Annotated in this window: 18 protein-coding genes; 8 read left to right on the forward strand and 10 right to left on the reverse strand. The window is 69.5% G+C overall.

Features of this window, described 5'->3' with window-relative positions; genetic code table 11:
* Positions 1-35: 35 nt before the first annotated feature.
* From ACWGIC_RS29815 to ACWGIC_RS29825, 3 genes are read right to left on the reverse strand one after another with little or no spacing between them, the layout of a single operon-like run.
* On the reverse strand, positions 36-1,124 hold the full coding sequence (locus tag ACWGIC_RS29815; RefSeq protein WP_452079237.1) for a hypothetical protein: 1,089 nt from the start codon (positions 1,122-1,124) through the stop codon (positions 36-38).
* Complete coding sequence (locus ACWGIC_RS29820; protein WP_452079238.1) at positions 1,106-2,092, reverse strand: LysR family transcriptional regulator; 987 nt, start codon at positions 2,090-2,092, stop codon at positions 1,106-1,108. Before ACWGIC_RS29820 ends, ACWGIC_RS29815 begins: the two co-directional genes overlap by 19 nt.
* 55 nt (positions 2,093-2,147) lie before the next feature.
* On the reverse strand, positions 2,148-2,783 hold the full coding sequence (locus tag ACWGIC_RS29825) for a cupin domain-containing protein (RefSeq protein ID WP_452079239.1): 636 nt from the start codon (positions 2,781-2,783) through the stop codon (positions 2,148-2,150).
* A 172-nt stretch (positions 2,784-2,955) separates the two neighbouring features.
* On the opposite strand from ACWGIC_RS29825, the gene ACWGIC_RS29830 reads away from it, so the two are divergent.
* Complete coding sequence (locus ACWGIC_RS29830) at positions 2,956-3,585, forward strand: hypothetical protein (RefSeq protein ID WP_452079240.1); 630 nt, start codon at positions 2,956-2,958, stop codon at positions 3,583-3,585.
* Positions 3,586-3,626: 41 nt separating this feature from the next.
* On the opposite strand, the gene dxs is transcribed toward ACWGIC_RS29830, so the two are convergent.
* A complete protein-coding gene (gene dxs / locus ACWGIC_RS29835) occupies positions 3,627-5,543 on the reverse strand; it encodes a 1-deoxy-D-xylulose-5-phosphate synthase (RefSeq protein WP_452079241.1) in 1,917 nt (638 codons plus the stop codon).
* A gap of 208 nt (positions 5,544-5,751) precedes the next feature.
* Between dxs and ACWGIC_RS29840 the strand changes: the two genes are divergently transcribed.
* Genes ACWGIC_RS29840 through ACWGIC_RS29850 form a run of 3 tightly spaced genes read left to right on the forward strand, consistent with a single transcriptional unit; the run spans position 5,752 to position 10,329 of the window.
* Complete coding sequence (locus ACWGIC_RS29840; RefSeq protein ID WP_452079242.1) at positions 5,752-7,221, forward strand: aldehyde dehydrogenase family protein; 1,470 nt, start codon at positions 5,752-5,754, stop codon at positions 7,219-7,221.
* Positions 7,222-7,252: 31 nt separating this feature from the next.
* Positions 7,253-8,779: an APC family permease gene (locus ACWGIC_RS29845; protein ID WP_452079243.1), complete on the forward strand. Its 1,527-nt coding sequence runs from the start codon at positions 7,253-7,255 to the stop codon at positions 8,777-8,779.
* Entirely contained in the window at positions 8,776-10,329 is a 1,554-nt protein-coding gene (locus tag ACWGIC_RS29850) for a GMC family oxidoreductase (RefSeq protein ID WP_452079244.1), read from the forward strand. Before ACWGIC_RS29845 ends, ACWGIC_RS29850 begins: the two co-directional genes overlap by 4 nt.
* Before the next feature lie 310 nt (positions 10,330-10,639).
* Here ACWGIC_RS29850 and ACWGIC_RS29855 read toward each other — a convergent pair whose 3' ends face one another.
* Positions 10,640-11,830 (reverse strand): class I SAM-dependent RNA methyltransferase, encoded by a 1,191-nt coding sequence (locus tag ACWGIC_RS29855; RefSeq protein ID WP_452079245.1) that lies wholly within the window; start codon positions 11,828-11,830, stop codon positions 10,640-10,642.
* Complete coding sequence (locus ACWGIC_RS29860; RefSeq protein ID WP_452079246.1) at positions 11,827-13,875, reverse strand: APC family permease; 2,049 nt, start codon at positions 13,873-13,875, stop codon at positions 11,827-11,829. Before ACWGIC_RS29860 ends, ACWGIC_RS29855 begins: the two co-directional genes overlap by 4 nt.
* 96 nt (positions 13,876-13,971) lie before the next feature.
* On the opposite strand from ACWGIC_RS29860, the gene ACWGIC_RS29865 reads away from it, so the two are divergent.
* Together ACWGIC_RS29865 and ACWGIC_RS29870 are read left to right on the forward strand one after the other, a co-directional pair.
* Positions 13,972-14,637 carry a potassium channel family protein gene (locus ACWGIC_RS29865; protein ID WP_452079247.1) on the forward strand — a complete coding sequence of 222 codons (666 nt, stop codon included), beginning with the start codon at positions 13,972-13,974 and terminating at the stop codon, positions 14,635-14,637.
* Positions 14,637-15,293: a potassium channel family protein gene (locus tag ACWGIC_RS29870; protein ID WP_452079248.1), complete on the forward strand. Its 657-nt coding sequence runs from the start codon at positions 14,637-14,639 to the stop codon at positions 15,291-15,293. The genes ACWGIC_RS29865 and ACWGIC_RS29870 overlap by 1 nt, the downstream gene beginning before the upstream one ends.
* A gap of 65 nt (positions 15,294-15,358) precedes the next feature.
* Here the strand turns inward: ACWGIC_RS29870 and ACWGIC_RS29875 are convergent, their stop codons facing one another.
* The gene (locus tag ACWGIC_RS29875; protein ID WP_452079249.1) at positions 15,359-16,102 is read right to left on the reverse strand and encodes a DUF3159 domain-containing protein; all 744 of its coding nucleotides are present in this window, start codon (positions 16,100-16,102) and stop codon (positions 15,359-15,361) included.
* 9 nt (positions 16,103-16,111) lie between these two features.
* Complete coding sequence (locus ACWGIC_RS29880; RefSeq protein WP_452079250.1) at positions 16,112-16,492, reverse strand: OB-fold nucleic acid binding domain-containing protein; 381 nt, start codon at positions 16,490-16,492, stop codon at positions 16,112-16,114.
* 104 nt (positions 16,493-16,596) lie between these two features.
* On the opposite strand from ACWGIC_RS29880, the gene ACWGIC_RS29885 reads away from it, so the two are divergent.
* Positions 16,597-17,304 carry an alpha/beta fold hydrolase gene (locus tag ACWGIC_RS29885; RefSeq protein WP_452079251.1) on the forward strand — a complete coding sequence of 236 codons (708 nt, stop codon included), beginning with the start codon at positions 16,597-16,599 and terminating at the stop codon, positions 17,302-17,304.
* Between the two features lie 75 nt (positions 17,305-17,379).
* Here ACWGIC_RS29885 and ACWGIC_RS29890 read toward each other — a convergent pair whose 3' ends face one another.
* Both ACWGIC_RS29890 and dut read right to left on the reverse strand, forming a co-directional pair.
* Entirely contained in the window at positions 17,380-18,045 is a 666-nt protein-coding gene (locus ACWGIC_RS29890) for a DUF3710 domain-containing protein (protein WP_452079252.1), read from the reverse strand.
* Positions 18,045-18,548, reverse strand: coding sequence for a dUTP diphosphatase (dut, locus tag ACWGIC_RS29895; protein WP_452079253.1), 504 nt, complete (start codon positions 18,546-18,548; stop codon positions 18,045-18,047). Before dut ends, ACWGIC_RS29890 begins: the two co-directional genes overlap by 1 nt.
* 24 nt (positions 18,549-18,572) lie before the next feature.
* Between dut and ACWGIC_RS29900 the strand changes: the two genes are divergently transcribed.
* Complete coding sequence (locus ACWGIC_RS29900) at positions 18,573-19,058, forward strand: DUF3093 domain-containing protein (RefSeq protein WP_452079254.1); 486 nt, start codon at positions 18,573-18,575, stop codon at positions 19,056-19,058.
* The last annotated feature ends 447 nt before the right edge of the window (positions 19,059-19,505 follow it).

Consider the following 19,505-nt stretch of genomic DNA (forward strand, 5'->3'; position numbering starts at 1 on the left):
TGGGTTCCCGGGCGCGGGAACCCACCCAATCTCATTCACAAATCAGCTGTCGAACGAGCTGTTTCCAACGCATGAAGCGATACATACCGCTGCTTCTGCACGAACGCCGAGCCCCGTCCGCTACCGCTGTGCGGCAGTGGCGCACTCAGTTGGCGATGCGCCTGATCGCCCGGCTTCGTCAGGAGGAACACCTGGTATCGCCCGTGGCGCCAAGTACCGGCGGAAGCTTCGATCACCGCGGCGATCTTGCGGTCGAACCGATCGTCCGATGCTCGCAGCCGACTGGCCGACTCAGGTGTCCACTCCACGTCGTCCCGCCGGTGGACGACTGCCGGGACATCCTGCTTGATTTCCCGGTCTGAGTAGAAAGCGACCCGCTGAACTGGGCGGAACGCGCGGCCGGACTGGCATACGTAGGCGCGCACGTCCGCATAGAGCGGCCACGCGTGTTTCGCGGGAACAACCACGGTGTCTTCAGCCGTGACTGGACGCTCGGCATAAACAGCCATCGCGGGGCTGCATCGCTCCAGCCATCGTGCCGCGTCACCGTCGATGTACGACGCCAGTTCGAGAAGCTTCCGGATCTCGAAGGGGATATCCACGTTGATAGTCGAGTCGTGATGCGCCAGCCGGTTCCGGAACTTGCGGACCCGTTCGGCCGCGACGACAACCTGCTTACGAGTGCCATTGGAATGCGGGAAGGCATGTCGCAGGCACTCCCGCCAAAGCTGTTCGTACTTCGGCCCCAGCAAACCCGTCCAGAAGCCAAAGCTCAATCCTGCGACGATCTGGTGTCGCGTTTCCTGGTGCAAGGCACGAAGCCGCTGACGGACAGCGGACACCGCCTGCTCGACGTAGTCGCCGCCAGGCACCTGAAGCAAGAACCACGGAATACCGCAATCGTCCTCGCGGAAATGCTCACGCAAACACCGATCGAGAGCGTTGCGCAGCAACACCTCTAAATGACCGACTGTCAGGAAGGCAGCCGACGACATGCGCGCGCTCCACGCATAAAGGTCAAGCGCGAGGTCGCGATCTCCTCCCGATTCAGCCAGGTAAGGTGCCATCCTCGGTTCGGACAGCATGTTCCAGACCACGGTTCGGTCTACGTCGACAGACGACACCGTTTGATGCTATCGTCTTCTTCGAACGCCCCAGGGTCGCCTCTGCTCGCAAGCGCCTGGGGCTCCTTATTTTCCCGATCGCCGACGGCATCGGCATCGAACGTGGTCAAAGACCTTCTCGCAACCACAGGCAGTACCCGGTCCGGACGGCTCCACTGAGCGGACAGGATCGTGTCCGCCAGCGCCGCCGCCGAACCCCGTGCCGTTCCCCGGTGGCTCAGCACGAAGGTCACCGATCCCGGATCGGGCAGCCCGGTGAGCGGGACCAGCCCGTCCGGGACCACGGACGCCGCGAACAGGCCGACCCCAAGCCCGGCCTCGAGCGCGACCCGCAGGCCGTTGAGCCGCTCGCTGACGCAGCCGATCCGCCACTGGACGCCGTTCCGGCGCAACGCGGTCAGCGCGCGGGCGCGGGTGACGCTCGGCTCCGGGTAGAGGACCAGCGGAACCGGTTCGCCCGGGACCAGTTCCAGCCCGGGCGCGCCGACCCACACGAGCGGGTCCCGCCGCACGCCCTGGCCGGAATCGCGCTTGGCCAGCACCAGGTCGAGGTCGCCGTCGGCGAGCCGGGAATGCAGCACCTCGCTCAGCTCCACCGACAGTTCGAGGTCGACCCCCGGATGCGCGCCGCGGAACCGGCCGAGGACGTCCGCGGCGTGGCCGAGCAGGAAGTCCTCGCACACCCCGAACCGGACCCGCCCGCGCGGGCCCGGCCGGGAGAAGTACCGCAGGGCGCGATCCTGCTGGTCGAGGATGCCGCGGGCGAATCCGGTCATCGTCTCGCCGTCGCCGGTGAGGCGCACGCTGTGCGTGTCGCGCTCGAACAGCACGCAGCCGATCGCCGTTTCGAGGCGGCGGACGTGCTGGCTCACCGTCGACTGCCCGAGATCCAGCCGGCGGGCGGCTTCGGAAAACCCGCCTGCCTCGGCCACAGCGAGAAAAGTGCGCAGCAGCACCGGATCTATCACTACTCCGGAGTACCACTCTCAGTGCGCGGCCGTGTACCAGGTGTGGGCACTGCCACTACCGGCGCCGGGTGATCACCACCGGCTTGAGGTCCTTCGGGACCGCGGCGAACGCCGACACCGGGACCCCGAACGAGGCGGCGAGAATCTCCCGGGGCAGCGAGTTCAGCGTCCCGACGATGCCGATGTCGTCGTTCGGCTCCCCGGTGCTGGTGTTGAACATGACGAGCACGTCCAAACCTTCGGTGTTGCTGGAATTCGCGAAATAATGGAAGAATCCCTGCGGCGCGAAAACGAGTTCCCCAGCCCCCGCGGTGAAAACCTGATTGTGGTAGCTGCCGTCCTCGTGCGTGCCGAGAATGCTCCAGTCCGCCTTGCCGGAAATGATGTAGTTCAGCTCCCACGCGGACGGGTGCCAGTGCGGTTCGCGCACGCCGCCGGGGTCGAGGTGCACCAGGTACACCGAACCCTGCTGACCGGCCAGTACCGGGAAGTTCTTCTCGTGGGCCCCGCGCAGCGTCCCGCCGTCGTGGACGGCCGGCGCGGAGGCGGCGAGCGGGAAAACAAACGGCAGCTTGGTCGTTTTGGCCGGTTCCGCAGTGCTCGCCCCCGCCGTCCCCGCTGCCCCGAGCGCGGTCGCCGCGGCGATTCCGGCACCCGCGCCGAGCGCGCCCCGCCTGCTGATTTCCGCCATTCTTTCCGCCTTTCCGAAATGAGGATTCCCTGCTGCCCTCTATTCTTCCGGGATCGCGGAAAACGGAAAGAGCCCGACCCGGATCACTGCTATCGCACGGCGCGATGAGCAGGACCGCGCACCGGCTGTGGGAGGATCTCGCTCCGCGGAAACCGTGCACCGGAGGCGATTCGTGACGTTCGCAGTCAGCATCTTCGACCTGTTCAGCTTCGCCGTCCCCGGAGCGGTGCACCTGGCGCTGGCGGTCTACGTGCTCGACCGGCTGGGCGTGCTGCACGTCGCCGCGCTGACCGGCGCACCGGGCGTGCTGCTGGTGGCCGGCGCCGTGGTGGTCAGTTATCTGCTCGGGCATCTTTTCCACCCGCTGGCCGCGCAACTGGACCGGCTGCGCCCCCGGCGGGACGCGGAGGAGGCTCGGCAGGACTTCGTCGCCCGCGTTCCGCAGGCACGCGGCCGCGCCTACGTCCAGGCCGACCCGGCGCTGCTCGTCGCCGCGGCCGAACTGCACGACAAGGACATCGCCGGGGAAGTCGTCCGGATGCGCGCGCAGTCGGTGATGCTGCGCAATATCGCCTTCTCGTTCACGCTGGCCGCGATCGTCGCGCTCGTGCAGACCGCGACCGGGCCGCATCGGATCGTCGCGGCCGGTGCGGCTGCTCTCTCGCTCCTCGGCGCGGCGGGAGCGCTGGGCAGCAGCCGGAAGGTCTGGCACATGTCCAGAATGAAGACGCTGGACATCTGTTACTGGATCCCGGACATCGACCAGGCTTTCGCCGCCGAAGCCCCCGCCGCCGGAAAATAAGCACGGCGGGTCCCGTTTCCGGGAACCCGCCGTTCCTGCGCTCAGGCGCGGGGCTTCTCCCCCGCGGTCTCCTCTACATCGGAGCCCAGCCGTCCCGAAGCCCACTCGGTGATCCGCCGCGCCACGTCCTGGGCGGTCAGGCCGATCCGGTCCAGCACCTCGGCCCGGGTCCCGTGGTCGTGGAACGCCTGCGGCACCGCGAGGTCGCGCAGCGGGACGTCGCATTCGGCGTCCCGCAGCACCGCCGCCAGCGCCGAGCCGAAACCGCCGTGCCGTCCGCTGTCCTCGACGGTCACCACGAGTTTGTGCTGCTCCGCCAGCGCGACCAGCTCCGCGGGCACCGGCACGACCCAGCGCGGGTCGGCGACCGTCACGCCGATGCCCTGGTCCGCCAGGCGGTCCGCGGCCTCCAGCGCCAGCTGCGCGAACGGGCCCACCGCGACCAGCAGGACGTCCGTCGAGCCCGAAGGACGGCGCAGCAGGTCGACCGTGCCGATCCGCTCCACCGCGGGCACGTCCGGGCCGACGCTGCCCTTCGAGAACCGCAGCGCGGTCGGGCCGTCCTGCACCGCGACCGCCTCGCGCAGTTCCTCGCGCAGGGTTCCCGGGTCGCGCGGGGCGGCCACCCGCATGCCCGGCACCATGCCCAGCAGCGACAGGTCCCACATGCCGTGATGGCTCGGGCCGTCCGGGCCGGTGATGCCCGCGCGGTCCAGCACGAACGTCACCGGCTGGCGGTGCAGCGCGACGTCCATCAGCACCTGGTCGAACGCGCGGTTCAGGAACGTCGAGTACAGCGCGACCACCGGGTGGCAGCCGCCCATCGCGAGCCCGGCCGCGGACGTCACCGCGTGCTGTTCGGCGATGCCGACGTCGAACCAGCGGTCCGGGAAGCGCTCGGAGAACTTCTCCAGCCCGGTCGAGCGCAGCATCGCGGCGGTGATCGCCACGACGTCCTCGCGCTCCTCGCCGATCTTCGCCAGCTCGTCGCCGAACACGCCGGTCCAGCTGGGACCCTTCACCGGCGGCAGTCCGGTCTCCGGGTCGATCGGGTCGGTCTGGTGCATCTGGTCGGCCTGGTGGTTCACCGCGGGCGCGTAGCCGTGGCCCTTCTCGGTGACCACGTGCACGATCACCGAGCCGCCGAACGCCCGCGCGCTCTGGAACGCCTTCTCCAGGGCGACCAGATCGTGGCCGTCGACCGGGCCGAGGTACTTCAGGCCGAGGTCGGAGAACATCACCTGCGGGCTCAGTGCGTCCTTGATGCCCGCCTTCGCCGCGTGCAGCGCGGCGTAGATCGGCTTGCCCACCACCGGGGTGCTGCGCAGCAGTTCGCGCCCGCCGTCCAGCAGCCGCTCGTAGCCCGGCTGCAGCCGCAGCGACGCCAGGTGGTCGGCCATCCCGCCGATGGTCGGCGAGTACGACCGGCCGTTGTCGTTGACCACGATCACGACCGGGCGGTCCTTGCGCCCGGCGATGTTGTTGAGCGCCTCCCAGCACATGCCGCCGGTGAGCGCGCCGTCGCCGACCACCGCGATCGCGTGCCTGCGCGGGCCGCCGGACAGCTCGAACGCCTTCGCTATTCCGTCCACATAGGACAGCGCAGCGGAGGCGTGGCTGTTCTCCACGAGGTCGTGCTCGCTCTCGCCGCGGCACGGGTACCCGGTGGGCCCACCCTGCTGGCGCAGCTTGTCGAAGTCGGCGTGCCGCCCCGTGACGATCTTGTGCACGTACGCCTGGTGCCCGACGTCCCACACGATCGCGTCGCGCGGCGAATCGAACACCCGGTGCAGCGCCAGGGTCAGCTCGACGACTCCCAGGTTGGGGCCAAGGTGCCCGCCGCTGCGGCGGACCTTGTCCACGAGGAAGTCCCTGATCTCGGCCGCCAGCTCGCCGAGGTCCTCGACGCTCATGCGCTTCAGATCCGCCGGTTCGTGCACCGAGTCCAGCATGGTCACCGCTCCACCCCGTCCGTCTTTTCCTCCGCCGGTTCCGGCCAGTCTACGGACGGCCGCCACCTGGGTCCGGCCGCCCGCGTCCCGGATCACAGCTCCGGGCGGAACGCAACTCCACGAGCGGGGAAGATCACGAGGCCGGTCAGTCAAGTCGCGGTCACCCCGAGTGGCCGTGATAATCCCGGACGGACCCCGAGCTCGAGAGGACCCCATGGCGGACTTGTACATCGGCGGCGAATGGGTGGACGCGCGCGCAGGAGGGCGACGCGAGATCCGGTGTCCCGCGGACGGCAGCCTGGTCGCCGAGGTCGCCGAAGCGACCGCGGAAGACACCGAGGCCGCCATCGCCGCGGCGCGCCGGGCGTTCGACACCGGCCCGTGGCCGGGAACCCCGGCCGGCGAACGCGGCAACCTGCTGCTGCGCGCGGCCGACCTGCTCGACCGCGACGCCGAGACCTTCGCCCGCGCCGAATCGCTGGACACCGGCAAACGCCTGGTCGAAAGCCGTTACGACATGAGCGACATCGCGGCCTGCCTGCGCTATTTCGGCAAGCTCGCGGGCAACGACGCGGGCCGGGTCGTGGACACCGGCAGCGCCGATTCGTTCAGCCGGATCGTGCACGAACCGGTCGGCGTCTGCGGGCTCATCACCCCGTGGAACTACCCGCTGTTGCAGACGGTGTGGAAGATCGCCCCGGCGCTGGCCGCGGGCAACACGTTCGTGCTCAAACCGAGCGAGCTGACGCCGCACACCTCGATCCTGTTCATGCGGCTGCTCGCCGAGGCCGGGCTGCCCGGCGGCGTCGCGAACCTGGTGCTCGGCGCGGGACCAGCGGCCGGTGCGCCGCTGTCGGAGCACCCGGACGTCGACCTCGTGTCGTTCACCGGCGGACTGGCCACCGGACGGGTGATCGCGGCGAACGCGGCGGCGACGGTGAAGAAGGTCGCGCTCGAACTCGGCGGCAAGAACCCGAACGTGGTGTTCGCCGACGCGGACTTCGAAACCGCCGTCGACTACGCGCTCACCGCGGTGTTCCTGCACTCCGGACAGGTCTGCTCGGCCGGCGCGCGGCTGATCGTCCAACGGGAATGGCACGACGAGTTCGTGGACGAACTGGTGCGCCGCGCGGAGCGAATCCGCCTCGGCGGGCCGTTCGACGAGAACGCCGAGACCGGACCGCTCATCTCCGCCGCGCACCGCGAGAAAGTGGAACGCTACGTCGCGACCGCCATCGAGGAGGGCGCGGTGCTGCGGACCGGCGGCAAGCGTCCGGACGACCCGGCGCTGCAGGACGGCTTCTACTACCTGCCGACCATTCTCGACAACGTCCAGCAGGGCAGCACCGCGGTCGTCGAGGAATCCTTCGGACCGGTGCTGACCGTGGAGACGTTCACCGACGAGGACGACGCGGTCCGCATCGCCAACGACACCCACTACGGCCTGGCCGGCGGCGTGTTCACCCAGGACGCCGCCCGCGCCCAGCGCGTCGCGAACCGGCTCCGGCACGGCACGGTGTGGATCAACGACTACCACCCGTACCTGCCGCAGGCCGAATGGGGCGGCTACAAGCAGTCCGGCTTCGGCCGCGAGCTCGGCCCGACCGGGCTGGCGGAATACACCGAGGTCAAGCACATCCACCAGAACCTGAAGCCCGGCCCGCAGCACTGGTTCTCCGGCTGATCCCCCTTCCCCCACCGAAAGGACCGTGCCCTTGAGCGACACCGGCGATCGCGAACTCGGCGAATTCGGCTACACCAACCAGCTCAAGAGAACGCTCGGCAGTTTCCACACCTTCGCTGCCGGCATCAGCTACATCTCGGTGCTCACCGGCGTGTTCCAGCTGTCCTACCTCGGCCTGTCCGAGGGCGGGCCCGCCTACTGGTGGTCCTGGCCGGCGGTGTTCATCGGACAGCTGATGGTGGCGCTCTGCTTCGCCGAACTGGCCGCGCAGTACCCGGTCGCCGGGTCGGTCTACAACTGGGCGAAGAAGCTCAGCAACCCGCACATCGCGTGGATGGCCGGCTGGATGATGCTGCTGGCCTCGATCGTCTCGATCTCCGCGACCGCGCTCGCCTACCAGCGGACGCTTCCGCAGATCACGTCGTTCTTCCAGTTCATCGGCGACGGCACGGGCACCAGCGACGCGGCCAACGGCGTCCTGCTGGCGACCGTGCTGATCGTGTTCACGACGCTGGTCAACGCGTTCGGCGTGAAGCTGATGGCGCGGATCAACAGCGCGGGCGTGTTCGTGGAACTGCTGTTCGCGGTGCTGCTGGTGGTGTTCCTGGCGTTCCACTTCGTGCGCGGCCCGTCGGTGGTCACCCAGACGAACGGCACCGAAGCCGGGCATTCGTCCGGCTACCTCGGCGCGTTCCTGATCGCAGGCATCGCCTCCTCGTATGTGATGTATGGCTTCGACACCGCCGCCTCGCTCGGCGAGGAATCGCTGAACCCGCACCGCAACGCGCCGAAGGCGATCCTGCGCGCGCTGGTCGCCTCCTTCGTGCTGGGCGGGCTGATCATCCTGTTCGCGCTCATGGCAGTGGGCAACATCAACGCACCGGAGCTCGGCACGGTCGGCCTGCAGTACGTGCTGACCGACGCGCTCGGCCCGGCGATCGGGCGCGTGTTCCTGTTCGTCGTGTTCATCGCGATCACCGTGTGCGTGCTGGCGGTGCACACCGCGGCGATCCGGATCGCGTTCGCGATGGCACGGGACAACGCGCTGCCCGGCGGCCGGAAACTGGCTCGGGTCAACAAAAAGACCGGTACGCCGGTGCTGCCCGCGATCGTGATCGGCGTGCTCGCGATCGCGCTGCTGGTGCTGAACATCAACTCCACGCAGATCTTCTCGGCGGTCACCAGCCTCGCGATCATCCTGATCTACCTGTCCTACCTCCTCGTGACCGTGCCGATGCTGATCCGCCGGCTGCGCGGGCGCTGGCCGCGCGAGGGCACCCCGGCGGGCCGGTTCTCCCTCGGCCGGTGGGGTCTTCCGGTGAACGTGCTCGCGGTGCTGTGGGGCGGCGCGATGACGATCAACCTGGCCTGGCCCCGCAACGAGATCTACAACGCGTCCCCGCCCTTCCACTGGTATCTGAAGTGGATTTCGGTGCTGTTCGTCGGCGTCTTCGCGGCCGGCGGCTTCGCCTATTACTGGTTCGTGCAACGGCACAAGGTCGGGGTGCTGGCGGACCACGCCGCCGCCCCCGCGCCCGATGAGGAGGTTTCCCGGTGAGCGCAAGCGAGTTCGACTACGTGGTGGTCGGCGGCGGCACGGCCGGATCGGTGGTGGCCGCCCGGCTGTCGGAGGATCCGGACGTGACCGTCTGCCTCCTCGAAGCCGGGCCGTCCGACACGAACGTGCCGGAGGTGCTGGAGCTGACCCGCTGGATGGGCCTGCTGGAATCCGGGTACGACTGGGACTACCTGGTGGAACCGCAGGAAGCGGGCAACTCCTACCTGCGCCAGGCCCGCGCGAGGGTGCTCGGCGGCTGCTCCTCGCACAACTCGTGCATCGCGTTCTGGGCCCCCGCCGAGGACCTCGACGAATGGGCCTCGATGGGCCTGCCCGGCTGGTCCGCAGCGGACGTTTTCCCGCTGTATAAGCGGTTGGAGACCAACGACGGCCCCGGCGACCACCACGGCCGCTCCGGACCGGTCACCATCCGGTCGGTCCCGCCGAAGGACCCGGCGGGCGTGGCGCTGCTGGCCGCGTGCGACCAGGCGGGCATCCCGACGACGGAGTTCAACTCCGGCAAGACCGTCACCCACGGCGCGAACTGGTTCCAGATCAACGCCCGCGAGGACGGCACCCGGTCTTCGGCGTCGGTGTCCTATCTGCACCCGATCATGGGCAAGCGCCCGAACCTGGAGATCCGCACCGGCCTCCGGGCGAGCCGGCTGCTGTTCGACGGCCGCCGCTGCACCGGCGTCGAGGTGCTGGAGCCGGACCTGATCCACCACAGCGAAATCACCGCGCGCCGCGAGGTCGTGGTCAGCTCCGGCGCGATCGACACGCCGAAACTGCTGATGCTGTCCGGGATCGGGCCCGCCGAGCACCTGCGCGAGGTCGGCGTCGAGGTGCTCGTGGACTCGCCGGGCGTCGGCTCGAACCTCGAGGACCACCCCGAGGGCCTGGTGATGTGGGACGCCCTGCAGCCGATGGTCACCGAATCCACGCAGTGGTGGGAAATCGGCATCTTCACCATGACCGAGGACGGCCTGGACCGCCCGGACCTGATGTTCCACTACGGATCGGTGCCGTTCGACCTGAACACCGTCCGGCACGGCTACCCGACGACGGAGAACGGCTTCTGCCTCACTCCGAACGTGACGCGCAGCCGTTCCCGCGGCACGGTGCGGCTGCGCACCCGCGACTTCCGCGACAAGCCCCGCGTGGACCCGCGCTACTTCACCGACGAGTACGACATGCGCGTGATGACCTACGGCGTGAAGCTCGCCCGCGAGATCGCCGCCCAGCCCGCCCTCGACGAATGGGCGGGCGTGGAACTCGCGCCGGGCCGCGACTGCAAGACCGACGACGAGATCGCCGACTACCTCCGCAAAACGCACAACACCGTGTACCACCCGGCGTGCACGGCGCGGATGGGCGCGGACGGCGACCCGGAGGCGGTGCTGGACGCCCGCCTGCGCGTCCGCGGCGTCGACGGCCTGCGCGTGGCCGACGCTTCGGTGATGCCGTTCCTCGTCACGGTGAACCCGTGCATCACGACGATGGCGATCGGCGAGAAGTGCGCGGACATGCTCAAGGAAGACCGCCGCTGATCTTCGGGCGGGTGGTTGTGTTCCTGCGGGCACAACCACCCGTCCGTCTCGGGCGGCGAGACCGGTCAGCCCGCCGGGTCTCAGCGCCAGCGACAGCATTTCGCGCAGAATCATGTCCACCCCTCGCTTCGTCTTCCAGCCGTTGCCGGAGCACCGCGCGTACTCCGCGATGCACACCCGGTCAGTCGCCAGGGAACGCGCTGAGGTTCTCGCGTTACCGAATCGTGATCGAAGCTGCCGTCGGCCGCTCAGGCAAGAGCTGCGGCAAAGCCGTGCTCCAGGGGTGGATTTCGTTGCGAGACAAGCAAAATCACTGCAGCAGCGCGACGCACTCCACGTGATGCGTCATCGGGAACGCGTCGAAAGCCCGCAGATCCGTCAGCGAATACCCGTGCTCGGCGAAGAACTGCACGTCCCGCGCCAGCGCCGCCGGATCGCAAGCCACATAAACGATCCGGTCCGGCTCGCCAGCCGCGATCGCGTTGACGACCTCTCGGCCGGCACCCTTGCGCGGCGGGTCGAGCACCACGACGTCGACCGGCGTCGGAGCGTCCCCGATGAGGTGCTCCACTCGTCCGGAACGCCAGCTCACCTGCGGCAGATCGGCGAGATTGCGCTCGCCGTCGGACACCGCGCGCCGGCCGGATTCGATCGCCAGCACCCGGCCGTCCGCGCCGACCTGCTCGGCCAGCACCGAAGCGAACAGCCCGACCCCGGCGTACAGGTCCCAGGCGACCCCGCCGCGCGGCGCGGCCGCCCATTCCCGCACGAGTTCCGCCAGCGTGTCCGCCGCGTGCGGGTGGACCTGCCAGAACCCGTGCGCGTCGAGCCGCCAGTCCCGGCCCGCCGCGTGCTGGATCGCCATGCCGCCGGACAGCTGCTTGCCCTGGGTACGCCCGCGCACCGTGGCGAGTTCGCGCAGGTGGAGGTGGTTTTCGCCGTCGCTGGTCACTTCCAGTTCGGTGCCCGGCCGCCAGCGCTTGCTCAGCGCGGTGTCGAGCGATCCCGGTACCGCGATCGGGCAGTCGTCGATCGGGACGACCCGGTGGCTGTGGTGCGCCCGCAGCCCGGCTTGCCCGTCACGACCGGCGACGAGCCGCACCCGGCTGCGCCAGCCGAGCGGACCGCCGTCGAGCGGTTCCACGACCACCTCGCGCGTGATCCCAGCGAGCCGCTGCAGCTGTTCGGCCACCACCGCGGCCTTCAGTTCACGCTGGTAAGCCGGTTCGGCGTGCTGCCAGTCGCAACCGCCGCAGCCGCCGGGGGCGGCCAGCGGGCACGGCGGCGTCACCCGATGTTCGGACCCGCTCAGCACCTCGATCGCGTCGGCCCGGCAGAACGAACCGCCTTTGTCTTCGGTCACTTCGGCCCGCACACGTTCGCCCGGCAGCGCGTGCCGCACGAACAGCACTCGTCCGTCCACACGCGACACACAGTGCCCGCCGTGCGCGACCGGACCTACTTCCAGTTCCAGTACGCGGCCTAGCCAGCTGTCGCTCATTCAGATGATTCCTTTGTTACAGGGGCTGGCTTCTTGGCGTCCGAGGGACGGGGACCGCCGGGGGTGAACCCGCGCCGGACATCGCCGGCGGACGGGCGGGCCTTGCGCATCCGGGCGGCCGCCTTCTGCGACGACTCCAGCTGCCACGGCACGCTCGCCACGACGACCCCTGGCTGGAACAGCAGCCTTCCCTTGAGCCGCAACGCACTCTGATTGTGCAGCACCTGTTCCCACCAGTGCCCCACGACGTACTCCGGGATGAACACGGTGACCACATCGCGCGGGTTGGCGCTGCGGACCCGCTTCACGTAGTCGAGCACCGGTTTCGTGATTTCCCGGTACGGCGATTCGACGACCTTCAGCGGCACCTTGAATTTGTGCGCTTCCCATTCGTGGGTCAGCACCCGGGTGTCGGCGTCGTCCACATTGACCGTGACCGCCTCGAGCACGTCTGGGCGCATCGCCTTGGCGTAGGCCAGCGCGCGCAGCGTCGGCCGGTGCAGTTTGGACACCAGCACGATCGCGTGGTTGCGCGAGGGCAGCACGGTCGGCGCGTCGCCGATGTCCTTCAGTTCCTCCGACACCCGGTCGTAGTGCTTCCGGATCGCCGTCATGAGCGCGAAAATCGCCACCATCGCGGCGATGGCGATCCACGCGCCGAGGAGGAACTTGGTGATCAGCACGATCACCAGCACGACGCCGGTCATGGTGAGGCCGACCGCGTTCACCGTCTGCGAACGGCGCATCCGCCGCCGCGCCGCCGGGTCGGTCTCCTTGGCCAGCAACCGGTTCCAGTGCCGGATCATGCCCGCCTGGCTCACCGTGAACGACACGAACACGCCCACGATGTACAGCTGGATCAGCCGGGTGACCTCCGCGTCGAACGCGATGATCAGCACCAGCGCGAAAATCGCGAGGAACAGGATGCCGTTGGAGAACGCCAGCCGGTCGCCGCGGGTGTGCAGCTGCCGCGGCAGGTACCGGTCCTGGGCGAGGATCGAGCCGAGCACCGGGAAGCCGTTGAACGCGGTGTTCGCGGCCAGCAGCAGGATGATGCCGGTGGAGAACGAGATGTAGTAGAACGCGGGCGGGAAGTTCTCGAACACCGCGTGCGCGATCTGCGCGACGATCGTCTTCTGCTCGTAGCCCGCGGGCGCGCCGGACAGCTGCCGCGCCGGGTCCTCGGCGAAGTTCACCTTCGTGACGACCGCGAGCGTGATGATGCCGATGAGCATGGTCACCGCGAGCACGCCCATGAGCAGCAGCGTGGTGGCCGCGTTCTTCGACTTCGGCTTGCGGAACGCGGGCACGCCGTTGCTGATCGCCTCGACCCCGGTCAGCGCCGCCGCGCCGGACGAGAACGACCGCAGGATCAGGAACACGAACGCGATGCCCGCCCAGCTGCCTTCCTCGTGCAGCGTGAAGTTCGCGCTCTCGGCCCGCATCTCGGTGCCGGTGACGGTCTGGAACAGTCCCCAGACGACCATGATCAGGATGCCGGCGATGAAACCGTAGGTGGGGATCGCGAACGCCTTGCCCGATTCACGCACCCCGCGGAGGTTGAGCGCGGTCAGCACGGCGACGATCGCCACCGCGGCGATCACCTTGTGGTTGGCCACCCACGGGATCGCCGAGCCGATGTTGGCGACACCGGACGAAGTGGACACAGCGACGGTCAGCACGTAATCGACCAGCAGCGCGCTCGCCACTGTCAGACCGAACTTCCCGCCGAGGTTCGTGGTCGCGACCTCGTAGTCGCCGCCGCCGCTCGGATACGCGTGCACGTTCTGCCGGTACGACGCCACGACGACGAGCATGACCAGCGCGACCGCGATGCCGATCCACGGCGCGAAGGCGTACGCGGACAGGCCGGCCACGCTCAGTGTCAGGAAGATTTCCTCCGGCGCGTAGGCCACGCTGGACAGCGCGTCGGAGGCGAAAATGGGCAGCGCGATGCGCTTGGGCAACAAGGTGTGGGAGAGACGGTCGCTGCGGAACGGGCGTCCTAGGACCAGTCGCTTCAGCACTGTCGGGAACTTCGACACCACGAGAGCCTAACTGGCAGGGGGCAAGGTAGGTTCGGCGCTGGTGTCCGAGGGTACCCACGAACGGGTCATCCGCACCCTGCGAGGAGGCTAAGCGTGCACGTGGTGATCATGGGATGCGGCCGCGTCGGCGCGTCTCTGGCCGCGGCGCTCGAGCGGCTCGGCCACGACGTGGCCGTCATCGACAAGAACCAGCAGGCGTTCCGCAGGCTGGGCAGCGACTTCCACGGCCAGCAGGTCGTCGGGACCGGTTTCGACCGCCGGGTGCTCGTCGAGGCCGGGATCGAGCGCGCGGGCGCCTTCGCCGCCGTGTCGAGCGGCGACAATTCCAACATCATCTCCGCGCGGGTCGCGCGCGAGAACTTCGGCATCGAGCACGTGGTCGCGCGCATCTACGACCACAAGCGGGCCGCGGTGTACGAACGGCTGGGCATCCCGACCGTCGCGACCGTGCCGTGGACGACCGACCGGTTCCTGCGCACCCTGCTGCCCGACGGCGTCGCCTCCGCGTGGCGCGATCCGTCCGGCAACGTCGCGCTGCTGCAGCTGCCGCTGCACGAGGGCTGGGTCGGCCGCAGCGTCCGCGAGCTGCAGGAGACGACCGGCGCGCGGGTGGCGTTCATGATGCGGTTCGGCACCCCGGTGCTGCCGGACGCGAAAACCGTCGTGCAGGCCGACGACGACGTGTGGGTGGCGGCGCGCTCGGGCACCGTCGGAGACGTGACGAGCCTGGCCGCTCGCGCCCCCGAGGAGGAGAACTGATGCGGGTCGCGATCGCGGGCGCGGGAGCCGTCGGGCAGTCCATCGCCGCCGAGCTCATCGACGGGCGCCACCAGGTGATGCTGATCGAGCGCGACGCCGACCAGTTCGAGCCGGAATCCGTTCCGCAGGCCGACTGGGTGCTCGGCGACGCGTGCGAGGTGTCGATCCTCGAGGAGTCCGGCATCGAACGCTGCGACGTCGTGATCGCGGCGAGCGGCGACGACAAGGCGAACCTCGTGGTGTCGCTGCTGGCGAAGACGGAGTTCGCGGTGCGCCGCGTGGTGGCGCGGGTGAACAACCCGGCCAACGAATGGCTGTTCACCGACGCCTGGGGAGTCGACGTGGCCGTGTCGACCCCGCGGATGCTCGCCGCGATGGTCGAGGAGGCGGTGAGCGTCGGCGATCTGGTGCGGCTCATGACGTTCCGGCAGGGGCAGGCGAACCTGGTGGAGCTGACCCTGCCGGAGGAGACGCCGCTGGCGGGCAAGCCGGTGAGCGAACTGGCGCTGCCGCGCGACGCGGCGCTGGTGACGATCCTGCGCGGCGACCGGGTGATCGTGCCGCAGCCGGAGGATCCGCTGGAGGCGGGCGACGAGCTGCTGTTCGTCGCGACCTCGGACGTCGAACCGGAGATCCGCACGGCGCTCGGCTACTGAGCCGCTGCTGAGACGCGAAGAAGGGGCGGGCCCGCAGTGGGCCCGCCCCTTCTTCGTGCGTCGGATCAGGTCTCGGTGGTCGGAGTCTGCGCGTATTTCTGCCGCAGCCGCGCCTCGACCTGCGCGTCGGTTTCCGGTTCCGGTTCTTCCTCGGCGAGCGCCTTCAGCCGCTTGTCGGAGCGGCGCACCGCCCAGACGACCACCAGCAGCCCGATCGCGTACAGCGGGTAGCCCATCGCGATCTTGGCGAACGCGAGCCAGCCGGTCTGGTCGCCGTCGTACAGCCAGCGCTGCACCACGAACCGGGCGGCGAAGATGACCGCCATCGCGAGCGTCGCGACGTCGTAGCCGTAGCGCGACGGCTTGTCCTTGCGCCAGGCGGTGCCGTTGCCGTTGAGCGCGTTCCACACGACGCCCGCCAGCGGCCAGCGCACGAGCACCGACACCACGAACACGCCGCAGTACACGAGGCTCGCCCAGATGCCGAAGAGGAAGAACCCCTTCGCGGACCCGGTGCGGAACGCGATGAACGCCGCGATCGCGACGCCGAAGAAACCCGAGATGGCCGGCTGCAGCGGCTCCTTGCGCACGACGCGCAGGACGGTGATCGCCACCGCGCTGCCGATCGAGCCCCAGATCGCCACGGTGAGCCCGAAGATGGCGTTCAGGAGGACGAACACGATGACCGGCACCGAGGAATAGAACAGGCCGGAAACCCCGCCCATCTGCTCCATCAGCGTCGGCTGCCGCTGATCGTCGTCCCCGCTTCCGGGCACGTCCTTCTCGTCGCGAGGAGCGGGTTCAGTCACGAGAGTTGATCACCCTACCGGGCTCTGGAGTTCGTAGTACGGGTTGTAGAGCACCTTGTGCCCGTCCCGTTCGGCCATCCGGCCGCGCACCTTGACGGTGCGGCCGGGCTCGATGCCGGGAATCCGGCGCCTGCCCAGCCAGATTAGCGTCACGCCCTGCGTGCCGTCGAACAGCTCCGCCTGCAGCGAGGCGGGCCCGTCGGTGGGAGACAGCTCGACGCTGCGCAACCGGCCGAGCACGGTCACCTCTTCGCCGGACCGGCAGTCACAGGCGCGCTGCGCGCCTTCGGCACCCGACCTCTCGGACATCTCGTCGGCGTCGAGGTCCTCGACGTCGCTGGTCAGCTTGCGAACCAACCGGCTGAAGTAGCCGCCGTCCTTGGCGGACATGGTGTGCTCCTGTGCTCCGGGGCCCCCGACTTCGTTCGGCCCGTGCGTGTTCCAGCGTAGCTGCGGTCCCAGCCAGGGAAACGGGTTTGCGGCAAGATCGCAACGTGACGTCCGCAATCCGGCTCCCGGCCGCCGTCCTGCTGCCCGGGACTGGCTCTGACGAGGTGTTCGTACGCTCGGTGTTCGCCGGGCCGCTCGCCGAGCTGGGGGTGCCGCTGATCACGCCCGCGCCGGCTGCCGGGGCGGCGGTCGCGGAGGAGTTTCTGGCCGGGCTGGACCGTCTCGCTGACCGGCACGGGACGTTGCTGGTGGGCGGGATTTCGTTCGGGGCGCATCTCGCGGCGGAGTGGGCGGTGGCGAATCCCGGGCGTTGCGGGGGGCTGCTTGCGGCGCTCCCGGCTTGGAACGGCGAATCCGGCCGAGCACCCGCGGCGCTGGCCGCGACGGTCACAGCGGATCTGGTGGCCGCTGAAGGGGTCGACGGGGCAGTCGCGCAAGCCGAGGCGGGGAGCCCGGGGTGGCTCGCGGAGGAGCTGGGCCGGGCTTGGCGGCGGCATGGGGACGGGCTGGAGGCCGGGCTGCGGGTGGCGGCGGGGAGGGCCGCGCCGACGGTGGAAGCCTTGAAAGGGCTGGATGTTCCGGCGGGCGTCGGGGCATGCGTGGATGATCCGATTCATCCCGCTTCGGTCGCCCAGGAATGGGCGGAAGCGTTGCCTCGGGGGCGGTACGGAGAGACGTCGCTCGCCGCGCTTGGCCGGGAGCGGGAAGCGCTGGGAAGAGCGACCGTCCTGGCGTTCTTGCGGTCTTTGTGACCGGCTCCCCTCTTGGGGGAACGTGAAAGCGGCCCCCACGGAACTGACGTCCGTGAGGGCCACCGGAAAAGTGCCTTAGCCCTGCTGTTCGGCGATGTGCTGGGCGACCGCGTCGGGAAGCGTGATGGGGAGCGGGGTGCGCACCGGCATCGGGGAGTTGCCCCGGTCTACGACCGTGTGGCGCACGATCGCCCGCAGCACCTCCGGGGCTTGGGCGGCGGCGGACTGCGGACCGGCGATGACGCCGCGCAGCATCCAGCGCGGGCCGTCCACTCCGACGAAGCGCAGGGCGACGTCGCCGACGATCGCGGACAGTTCCATGCCCCATTCGCCGCGGCCGATGTTGACCTTCGCGCCGTCCGCGCGCAGCTGGTCGGCGAGTTCGTTGCTCACCTCGCGCCACAGGCCGCCGGATTTCGGGGCCGCGTAGGCGCTGACGGTGATCTGCCCGACCTCCGTCACGACGTGCACCGCGCGCACGCCGCCCTCCTCCGGGTCCATTTCGACCTGCACCTGCGAGCCGTCGGGCACCGGAACGCGCACCGAACCGAGGTCGATGCGCGGGATGCCGTCTTCTTCGGCTTCGGCGGCGTCGAACGGGCCGTCGGTCGTTTCCGAAAGCTGGTCCTCGGGTTCGAGCGCGTCGTCGGTGCCGTCCGCTTCGGCGCTTTCTCCGCGCCGGGAAGCGGCACCCCCGGTCTCGTCGTCGCCGGACCGGCGCTTGCGTCCGAAAATCCCCACTATCGTTCCGTTCCTTCCCCGGTGCCCGCGCCGGTGTCTCCGGCGCCGGGTGCCAGTGTGGCGTGTCCGCCGGTCGAGCCGTAACCTCCCGCGCCGCGCTCGGTCCCGTCGAGTTCGGCGACCTCGACGAACTCCGCGTGCTCCACGCGCTGCACGACCAGCTGCGCGATCCGGTCGCCGCGCGCCAGCACGATCTTCTCGCGCGGGTCGTGGTTGACCAGGCACACCTTGATCTCGCCGCGGTAGCCCGAGTCGATCGTGCCAGGGGTGTTCACCACCGACAGCCCGACGCGCGCAGCGAGCCCGGAGCGAGGATGCACGAACCCGGCGTACCCGGGAGGCAGCGCGATCGCGACCCCGGTGCCGACGACCCCGCGCTCGCCGGGCCCGAGCACGATATCCGAGGTGGTGACGAGATCGGCCCCGGCGTCGCCGGGCCGGGCATAGGCGGGCGGCGGGACTTCGGGGTCGAGCCGCTGGAGGAGGACCTGAACGCTGGACACGGGCGGCGAGACTACCCTTGTCCTGTGGCTGACCGCGTGAACACCGCCGCGACGGGCGTCGTCGCACACTCCGAACGGCTCTACCTGCCGTGGTGGGGCTGGCCCCTGCCGATGGCCGGAGCGATCCTGCTGGGCGTCGAGGTCCACCTGGGCTACCCGTCGATCCCGATGTGGATCCCGCTCGCGATCGCCGTGCCGGTCATGGCCGCCCTCCTGCTCTCGCTGGGCCGGGCGAAAATCAAGATCACCAGCGGCGACGACCCCGAACTCTGGGTCGGCGACGCCCACCTGCCGCTCCGCTACGTCGGCGACATCGACATCGTCGAAAACGACGCCAAACGCCACGCCCTGGGCCGCGACGGCGACCCCGCCGCCTTCGTCCTGCACCGCGGCTGGGTAGGCCCCGCCGTCCGAATCACCCTGACAGACCCAGCCGACCCCACCCCGTACTGGCTCTTCAGCACCCGCAAACCAAAGCGAGTAGCAGAACTCCTCCGCGACAACGCCTGACCCGCACGCGCTGGCCGTGAGGGGGAACCCTCACAGACGCTGATTCCCCCCAGGGTTCCCCTCACGACCCGCGCCCCGCCCCAATGTGGCATTGGGTGCGTCAGACGCACCGAACGCCACATTGGGTGCGTCCCATGCACCCAATGCCACATTGGGGCGCTAGCCCACCCACCGAACCGCAGCCGACGCACCCAACGATCAAGGCACCCAGTCCCTCCCCCCGCACACCCACCCAAGCCCCGCGCCCCACCTGCCCCACCGCAGCCCGCGCACCCAAACCCACCAGCGCACCCAAGCCCCGCGCCCCCCAACCGCACCCGCGCACACAAACCCACCAGCGCAGCCACACCCGGCCCTGCACCCCGATACGAAGCCTCCCCTGCGGTTCGGGGGTGCTTGTCAAGGCATCTTTCCCGCCTTGCCAAGCACCCCCGAACCGTCAGCACA

Source organism: Amycolatopsis sp. NPDC054798 (assembly GCF_053611505.1).

What these genes read in the sequence shown, in the direction of transcription:
- ACWGIC_RS29825 (WP_452079239.1), bottom strand. Translation starts at nt 2,783, where the DNA reads ATGGCGGAAATCAGCAGGCGGGGCGCGCTCGGCGCGGGTGCCGGAATC.
- ACWGIC_RS29840 (WP_452079242.1), top strand. Translation starts at nt 5,752, where the DNA reads ATGGCGGACTTGTACATCGGCGGCGAATGGGTGGACGCGCGCGCAGGA.
- ACWGIC_RS29855 (WP_452079245.1), bottom strand. Translation starts at nt 11,830, where the DNA reads ATGAGCGACAGCTGGCTAGGCCGCGTACTGGAACTGGAAGTAGGTCCG.
- ACWGIC_RS29870 (WP_452079248.1), top strand. Translation starts at nt 14,637, where the DNA reads ATGCGGGTCGCGATCGCGGGCGCGGGAGCCGTCGGGCAGTCCATCGCC.
- ACWGIC_RS29880 (WP_452079250.1), bottom strand. Translation starts at nt 16,492, where the DNA reads ATGTCCGCCAAGGACGGCGGCTACTTCAGCCGGTTGGTTCGCAAGCTG.